Annotated in this window: 9 protein-coding genes and 2 pseudogenes; 4 read left to right on the plus strand and 7 right to left on the minus strand. The window is 44.2% G+C overall.

What is annotated here, in order from left to right; translation table 11 throughout:
- The first annotated feature begins 1 nt into the window (after position 1).
- Complete coding sequence (locus F890_RS12960; RefSeq protein ID WP_005104785.1) at positions 2–1,108, plus strand: acyltransferase family protein; 1,107 nt, start codon at positions 2–4, stop codon at positions 1,106–1,108.
- 31 nt (positions 1,109–1,139) lie between these two features.
- Here F890_RS12960 and F890_RS12965 read toward each other — a convergent pair whose 3' ends face one another.
- The gene (locus tag F890_RS12965) at positions 1,140–1,829 is read right to left on the minus strand and encodes a YggS family pyridoxal phosphate-dependent enzyme (protein ID WP_005104786.1); all 690 of its coding nucleotides are present in this window, start codon (positions 1,827–1,829) and stop codon (positions 1,140–1,142) included.
- Positions 1,830–1,952: 123 nt separating this feature from the next.
- Here F890_RS12965 and F890_RS12970 point away from each other — a divergent pair, with 123 nt between their 5' ends.
- Both F890_RS12970 and F890_RS12975 read left to right on the plus strand, forming a co-directional pair.
- The gene (locus F890_RS12970) at positions 1,953–2,990 is read left to right on the plus strand and encodes a type IV pilus twitching motility protein PilT (protein ID WP_005104787.1); all 1,038 of its coding nucleotides are present in this window, start codon (positions 1,953–1,955) and stop codon (positions 2,988–2,990) included.
- Between the two features lie 30 nt (positions 2,991–3,020).
- Positions 3,021–4,142: a PilT/PilU family type 4a pilus ATPase gene (locus F890_RS12975; protein ID WP_004730562.1), complete on the plus strand. Its 1,122-nt coding sequence runs from the start codon at positions 3,021–3,023 to the stop codon at positions 4,140–4,142.
- A 69-nt stretch (positions 4,143–4,211) separates the two neighbouring features.
- Here the strand turns inward: F890_RS12975 and fur are convergent, their stop codons facing one another.
- A complete protein-coding gene (fur, locus tag F890_RS12980; protein ID WP_004279276.1) occupies positions 4,212–4,649 on the minus strand; it encodes a ferric iron uptake transcriptional regulator in 438 nt (145 codons plus the stop codon).
- Between the two features lie 112 nt (positions 4,650–4,761).
- Between fur and F890_RS12985 the strand changes: the two genes are divergently transcribed.
- Complete coding sequence (locus F890_RS12985) at positions 4,762–5,160, plus strand: outer membrane protein assembly factor BamE (protein WP_004730565.1); 399 nt, start codon at positions 4,762–4,764, stop codon at positions 5,158–5,160.
- Between the two features lie 100 nt (positions 5,161–5,260).
- On the opposite strand, the gene F890_RS12990 is transcribed toward F890_RS12985, so the two are convergent.
- From F890_RS12990 to F890_RS13005, 5 genes and pseudogenes are all read right to left on the minus strand, one after another.
- On the minus strand, positions 5,261–5,593 hold the full coding sequence (locus F890_RS12990; RefSeq protein WP_005267348.1) for an RnfH family protein: 333 nt from the start codon (positions 5,591–5,593) through the stop codon (positions 5,261–5,263).
- Complete coding sequence (locus tag F890_RS12995; RefSeq protein ID WP_004730569.1) at positions 5,593–6,672, minus strand: hypothetical protein; 1,080 nt, start codon at positions 6,670–6,672, stop codon at positions 5,593–5,595. The genes F890_RS12990 and F890_RS12995 overlap by 1 nt, the downstream gene beginning before the upstream one ends.
- 143 nt (positions 6,673–6,815) lie before the next feature.
- Positions 6,816–7,124, minus strand: a pseudogene (locus tag F890_RS18285) (bacteriohemerythrin); the annotation flags it as partial.
- A gap of 105 nt (positions 7,125–7,229) precedes the next feature.
- Positions 7,230–7,377: pseudogene (locus F890_RS18290) on the minus strand (hemerythrin); the annotation flags it as partial.
- 26 nt (positions 7,378–7,403) lie between these two features.
- Positions 7,404–7,904, minus strand: a complete 501-nt coding sequence (locus F890_RS13005) for an IS630 family transposase (RefSeq protein WP_005267355.1) — start codon at positions 7,902–7,904, stop codon at positions 7,404–7,406.
- Positions 7,905–7,906 lie beyond the last annotated feature (2 nt).

A 7,906-nucleotide genomic window follows, 5' to 3' on the forward strand; every position in this document is an offset into this window, starting at 1 on the left:
CATGAACACTGCCCCGAATACGCTCTCGCACTATTTCAGCCTACAGCTTGAGAGCCTACGGGGTATCAGTGCCATTGTGGTGTTATTCAGTCACTGCTTTCAGGCATTTATTGGGCCTTTCGATACCAGCATTTATTCATGGATACGCCTGCTTGGGCAGGCTGCAGTCATGATTTTCTTTGCCTTAAGTGGCTATCTGATCGGCTATTCAATCCAGTACAACATTCATCAGCATGGTCAGTTCAATCTGCACCATTATGCCCGACAGCGTGGCCGCAGAATTTTACCGCCCTTTCTGTTTGCCATGGGGTTGACCCTGGTTTTATATCTGCTTGCTCCACTATTATTTACCAGCCACACGCATGCTTTTCAACACAGTTTTGGCATGATGATCCGGACTGACTATAGTATAGACATGATGGAGTTTGTTGGCTCGCTGCTATTTTTGAATGGCTTTGTGACGCCAACGGTTTCAGCCAATGCTGCGCTCTGGAGCCTAAGCTATGAAGTGTGGTTTTATGTGCTGGCCGGATTCCTACCTTTTTTAAAAAATTCGGAAATAGCCAAAATTGGATTTTTTATGGTTCTGGCTATACTGTCATTACTGAACATCCAGTTTTTTATTTACTTTCTGGTCTGGCTCACTGCCTTTGCCTGTTCATTTCCCTCTTTTCAGCTACGTTTTTTAAACCGCTTACAAGCGGTCAAATTAGCCCTATTCAGCTTGGCATTTCTAATCGCCTGTTTTGATGCTTACCAGTTTCAGGTGATTGATGAGGCCCAGCAATACCGTGCTGCGAATTTTACCCCTTTTAATTTCTGTGTAGGTCTGGCCTTTAGCTGCTGGCTGGTACAGCTCCAGCATCAACGCAGTCATTATCATCCTGTCTGGGTTCAATCCGCAGACTTTTCCTATACCTTGTATGTCACCCATTTCCCCTTACTTTTATTTATTTTGGGGTGTATTCCGGCAACTTTGGCCTATGGTCTAGGCGGAGCAATTTTAGCCCTGCTTGCGAGCATGTGCAGCTTAATTCTCTTTGCCTGGCTGATGGCTAAATGGCTCGAACCAGCCAGAAAAAAAGCGTTATCCAATACCCAGCGATAACGCTTTGCTGTAAAAAACTGACCGTATAAGTTTATGCATCCTTTTTAGGACGTGCGCCAAACAAGGCCGTACCGACCCGCACCATGGTAGAACCCGCAGCAATCGCTTCGGTCATATCCCCAGACATCCCCATACTTAAAGTATCCCAGTCTTCAGGATGAGCATGTTGTGCCTTGACCTGTTCAAATAACGCTTTGGCATCACTAAAAGCCTGGGTATTGTCCGGAGCAGGAATCACCATCAAACCACGTAAACGCACATTCGGTAGTTGGCTGATCTGTGCGACCAAATCTGCAACTTCTGCCGGCTGGCAACCATCTTTGGTATCCTGACCATCAATATTCACCTGAATACAGATATTCAGTGCGGGCTGATCATCTGCACGCTGATTTGATAAACGCTCGGCAATAATCAGACGATCCACCCCATGCACCCAGGCAAAATTTTCTGCCAGATGCTTGGTCTTGTTACGCTGCACATGTCCAATAAAATGCCACTCAATCTCCAGGTTTTTCAGTTCGGTGATTTTTTCCAGTGCTTCCTGCAAATAATTTTCACCAAAAGCACGTTGCCCTGCCTGATACATATCTGCCAGTACGCTACTCGGCTGGGTCTTGGAAACGGCAAGCAGTTGCACCGCATCTGCTTCACGGCCGGCCTCAACACAGGCAGTTTCAATTTGCACTAAGACCTGATTTCGTGACTGTTGCAACATATTCATTGATGGGGTTCTCATTTCATTCATCTTTTTTTCCCTTGCCCATGAACTAAGTGTTGGTTAAGCTGTGGGAAAGCCTTATTATTCTATCAAAATAATTAACATTTTAATGAACTCGGGGACCTTATGGATATCACAGAATTGTTGGCATTTTCTGCTAAAAATGGTGCGTCGGATTTACACTTGTCTGCGGGCTTACCGCCAATGATTCGTGTCGATGGGGAAGTTCGTCGCATCAACCTGCCAGCATTAGAACACAAAGAAGTGCATAAACTCGTTTATGACATCATGAACGATAAACAGCGCCGTGATTTTGAAGAAAATCTGGAAACTGACTTCTCTTTTGAAGTGCCTGGCGTGGCCCGTTTCCGTGTCAACGCATTTAACCAGAACCGCGGTGCCGGTGCGGTATTCCGTACCATTCCCTCTAAAGTCCTGACCCTTGAAGATCTGGGCATGGGACAGATTTTTAAGGATATCTGTGAATATCCACGTGGTCTGGTACTGGTCACAGGTCCAACCGGTTCGGGTAAATCAACCACATTGGCGGCGATGCTGGATTATATTAATGACAACCGCTATGACCATATTCTGACCGTCGAAGATCCGATCGAATTTGTGCATCAGTCTAAGAAATGTCTAATTAACCAACGTGAAGTGCATCGTGATACCCATGGTTTTAATGAAGCACTGCGTTCGGCACTGCGTGAAGACCCGGACATTATTCTGGTCGGTGAGATGCGTGACCTTGAAACCATTCGTCTGGCATTAACTGCGGCAGAAACCGGTCACTTAGTATTTGGTACCCTGCATACCACCTCAGCGGCCAAAACCATTGACCGTGTGATCGACGTATTCCCTGCCGAAGAAAAAGACATGGTACGCGCCATGTTGTCTGAATCCCTACAAGCCGTAGTTTCACAGGCCCTGCTAAAGAAAAATGGTGGTGGACGTGTGGCTGCGCATGAAATCATGATTGGTATTCCGGCGATCCGTAACCTGATCCGTGAAAACAAAGTCGCACAGATGTATTCCGCAATTCAAACCGGTGCCAACTATGGCATGGTAACGCTGGATCAAAGCCTGAAAACGCTGGTTTCCAAAGGTATTATCAGTCCGCAAGTTGCACGTACTGCAGCCAAGCAGCCAGAAGCATTCTTATAAGAAAATTGAATTATATTGGGGTGTATATCCATGGATTTTAACGGCTTACTCGAATATATGGTGGAGAAAAAAGCATCGGATCTGTTCATTACAGCCGATGTCGAACCCTCGATCAAAGTCAATGGGCAGATTTTACCGATTGGTTCAGTAAAATTACCAGGTGCGGCAGTAGGACAACTACTCCATTCCATCATGACCGAAAAGCAGCGTAAAGAATTTGCTGACAGTCGTGAATGTAACTTTGCCATAAGCACGCTGGATAAAAGTGCCCGCTTCCGTGTCAGTGCCTTTCAGCAACGCGATCAACCGGGGATGGTGCTGCGTCGGATTGAAACCGTCATTCCAACCATGGATGAGTTGAAATTACCGCCAATTTTAAAAGAACTGGCGATGACCAAACGGGGCATTATTCTGTTTGTAGGGGGAACGGGTACCGGTAAATCTACCTCTTTGGCCTCGATTATTGGCTATCGTAACGAAAACTCCAAAGGTCATATCATTACCATTGAAGACCCGATTGAATTTGTGCATCAGCATAAGGGCTGTATCATTACCCAGCGTGAAGTCGGCATTGATACGGATTCATTTGAAATTGCCCTGAAAAACACCTTGCGTCAGGCACCGGATGTGATTCTGATTGGTGAGATCCGTTCGCGTGAAACCATGGATTATGCGATTGCCTTTGCCGAAACCGGGCATCTGGTCTTTGCTACCCTGCACGCCAACAACGCCAACCAGGCCATTGACCGGATCATCCATTTCTTTGAAACTGAACGGCACAACCAGTTGTTTATGGACCTGTCGTTAAACATGAAAGCGATTGTGGCGCAGCAACTGATTCCAACCGTCGATGGCACTGGCCGTCGTGCAGCCATTGAGATTCTGATTAACTCACCACTGGTGGCCGACTTGATCCGTAAAGGTCATGTGGATGAGATCAAGGATCTGATGAAGCGTTCCCGTGAACTGGGCATGCAGACCTTCGATCAGGCGCTCTATGATTTGTATAAAGCCAAACAGATCAGCTATAAAGATGCACTGAAACATGCGGATTCACCAAATGACTTGCGTCTGCAAATCAAGCTCTCAGAAGAAGGTGGCAGCCACTTATTACGTGCGCATTCCAATATTACTTTTGATGGTCAGTCCTGATCATATTGAAGGCATAAAAAAAACAGGCTTCGCATGAAGCCTGTTTTTTTGTTTGAACCAGCGCTCAAATTATTTTTTACGGAAGACTTCCTGGCAGGCAGGCGCATCGCAGTAGCCATACAGATTCAGGGAGTGCCCGGTTAATTCAAAACCAAATTTCTCAGCAACGTCATGCTGCTCTTTTTCAATCGTATCATTAATAAATTCAACAACTTTACTGCAATTTAAACACACCAGGTGATCATGGTGATCTTCCTGCATAATTTCAAAAACTGAATGATTATTTTCAAAATTATGACGTTCGATAATGCCCGCTGCTTCAAACTGCGTTAACACACGATACACAGTTGCTAAACCTACATCTTCGCCCTGATCGAGTAAAGTCTTGTAAATATCTTCCGCACTTAAATGATGTTGTTTTGAATTTTCTAGTAATTCTAATATTTTAATTCGTGGAAGGGTAACTTTCAGTCCAGCTTTTCGTAAATCTTGGTTTGAAATAGTCATGTAAAAAGGTCTCTCAACAAAATCAAAGTTGGAATATGCAACAAAGTTTAGATGCAGTATGATCTATCCTTGGATCAAATGCATCATAATTAATTTGGGATAGTTTAGCAAAATGCAAAAAATCATGTTGACGTTATTCGTCACTTCATTGCTCGTCGGCTGTTCGACATTAGGTGTTTATAAAGTAGATATTCCACAAGGAACCCCTTTAACCCAAGCACAAGCCGCTAAAATTCAGGTGGGAATGAGCCATCAACAGGTGCGTTTCTTACTGGGCAGTCCAACAGTAAGCGATCCACTGAATCCTTTACGTTGGGACTACATCTATAACTATACCCCAGGAACCTACGCTAAAAAAGCCAAGATCCCGGCAGCCCAAGGCCAGCATTTGAAAATCTACTTTAACCAGTCTGGTATCGTGGAACGTGTTGAAGGTCTGGACACGATTCCAGAATCTCAACCCGGCTTACCAGGATCAAAAGAAGCAATTTTAAATGCTCCTCCACTATAGTCGGTTTCTCATGAAAAAGCCCCTGAATCATCAGGGGCTTTTTTGATTAAGCTGATTGATTGAGCAGATCATTGAAACTAATGCTCATTCAAACCGCTTTCTATTCGGAAGATGGTTTCAGCTTTCTTAAAAGATTGCCTCTGGCATAACGACCCACAGGATTTTTCTCGGCGCGTTTACGTCGGATATCTTTAGGATTGATGGTCAGTGCTCGGTAAATTTCCACCCTGTCACCTGCTGCCAGTGGCTGCTGCTGATCTTGCAAGCGCATGCCAAAGATGCCCAAAGATAATGGTTCAGGCAAGTCGACCTGCTCACGGATTCCACTCTGCTCAATCGCATCCAGTGCCGTCATGCCGGGCTGAAATGGCACGGCTAGATGAAATTGTTTTTCTGACGTCGCATACGTTACCCAGATCATCGCCTCACTCATCAGACGAATTGTCCTAAGACAGCAATAATTGCCAGAATAATCCCGACCGGCAACACCACACGTACTGCAATACGCCAGATGTTATAAAACGCTTCAGAGCTAAAATTCATTGATTTACGCAAATGACTGATCTTCATGATCCAGCCAGCAAACAGTGCATAGATCAAACAAATCAATAAGCCCCAGACGAGCAAGACCACATTGAAAATTGGGCTTAGATTTGGAATAGCCCAGATCAGCGTGACCGCCACCACAATTGCCCATTGAATTGCAGGATGAAGCTGGCGTTGCTGTAATTGTTCACGTGCCATTTGCAGAATTAATGCGGCAGCTGCCACCATTGCTGCGACCAGAGTAAATGCAGGAATTTGTGCTTGTACGGCAAAGAAAGTAAATGCAATGACAGCAACTAGCTGCGCAATCCAGATCGGCAATACCGTCTTGCTGGCGACATCCTGTTGTTGTACAGCGCTCAGGCTAGATTGCCAGTACAAGCCCATGCCCAGACCACTTGCGACCAAAGCCAATACGGTGGCATTGCCCCATTCCGAGAACTCGACTGGTGTGACTTGCCATGCAGGTAGCGCAGTTCCCATCACATTGGCCAGAACCAGAGACGCCAGCACACCAATCGCTGTAACCACTAATAAAATTTGACGTGGCAGTAGTGACAAGGCTAAAGCAGCTATCGCCAATCCGATAAATAGAAGATTCGGTGCAAGATCAATTGCAGCAACCGCCAGAACATTGCTGGCATTGTTCAGCATGGCACCGGCCAAAAACGGAATAAAAATCACACTTAACCAGCCAACAATACGCCATTTCTGTGACGCATCCGCTTCACGGGTCAGCGTCGACAGCGCCTGTAATGGCGTTGTTTTGGAGCGCTTGGCCAAAGCAATTTCCAAGTAGCAGACTGGAAGCGCCAGAATCAGCATGGTGGCTAACCAGAGCATCCAGAAATCCAGCTGACGATCAATCTGTATACCGGTTATCGGTGCGAGCGTCGCGATGATAATAAACGATAAACAGAAAGCCATCAGCGGCGATAACCATTTTGACATAGCATTGTCCTGCATGATGCATTCCTATAAAAATCTAGCGCTATTTTGCCTTGTGAAGCGGTGAAAATCAAAAACAAAAAGCAAACCACCATGACAGTGATTTGCTGCGCAAAAATTATAATTAGATTTTAATTTTTGTTATCTCGTTACGTCTTTTATTATGAGAAGAAACGAGCGAACCAGTTTTTACCTGTTTTCTTTTCTTTTTCCTTGATGATCCCCATCATATTTTCTTTCACGGCACCGACATAATCGGCGTCATCGTGCTGAATATGGTTAATCAGCCATTTCGATAATACTTCGTGCAGCTCTGATTCAATGGACTGTCCCAGTTCAAAACGGTCACGATAAGACTCGATTTTTTTAATAAACAGGTCATGCACACGTTTATGCGGCACCCGATATTTATAGCCGGCTTCTTCCTGAAGAGATTCCTCAAAGGTGAAATGCGACTGGGTATAATCAATAGACTTCTTGCGTTAGTCAAATTTTAAGCAGTCGAAAGCTATATTTTATGAGGTTTTAGCCAATTCAAAAATTAGATAAAACTATACTTTCGCAAGAGGTCTAATAATATTGTCGAGAATCTGTTTAATACGGGCACGCTCGGTATTGGCATAAATTCCATCAATTTCGTTGATATAATCTGAGAATTCGTTTGTGCTGATCGTCAATCACATCGATACCAGTATTATAATCTGGAACCCATTTCATTTTCATTACGACCACCTATAAATAAGTATCCATTAAAAAGTAAACATGTATTCTTTTCCGAATTGGTTTGATACTTTCTCCACCCATTGCTCTATTTTGTCAGCTGTCATGACTTGAAAATCTCGCCAATAATATTTCATCTGCTTCCATACCATCTCGATTCGATTTAACTCAGGGCTATAAGCTGGAATAAAATACAGATTCGTCGAAAAGTTAGTTTTAAGTAGCTCTCTGTAATCAGCCATCTTTTTACTTCTATGAATCGAGGCATTATCAACAATAAGAACCAATGGAAGGTTATATGTCTGTTTTACTTGTTGAGCTATTCCAGTTAAATAGGCATAAAACCAAGTACTTGTCACTGACTCTTGTAAACAGCTTGTCACCAGTTTCCCCGTTGAAAGCAAACACCCCATGACATTAACTCGTTTTAATCTTATTGCATCAACCGCATGAACATCACCTATCTTTGTCCACGCATAGCGGTTATCAGGTGTAGATGAAAATCCTGTTTCATCAACATAACCTAATATAA

The organism is Acinetobacter sp. CIP 64.7 (assembly GCF_000369745.1).
GTDB classification, from domain to species: domain Bacteria; phylum Pseudomonadota; class Gammaproteobacteria; order Pseudomonadales; family Moraxellaceae; genus Acinetobacter; species Acinetobacter fasciculus.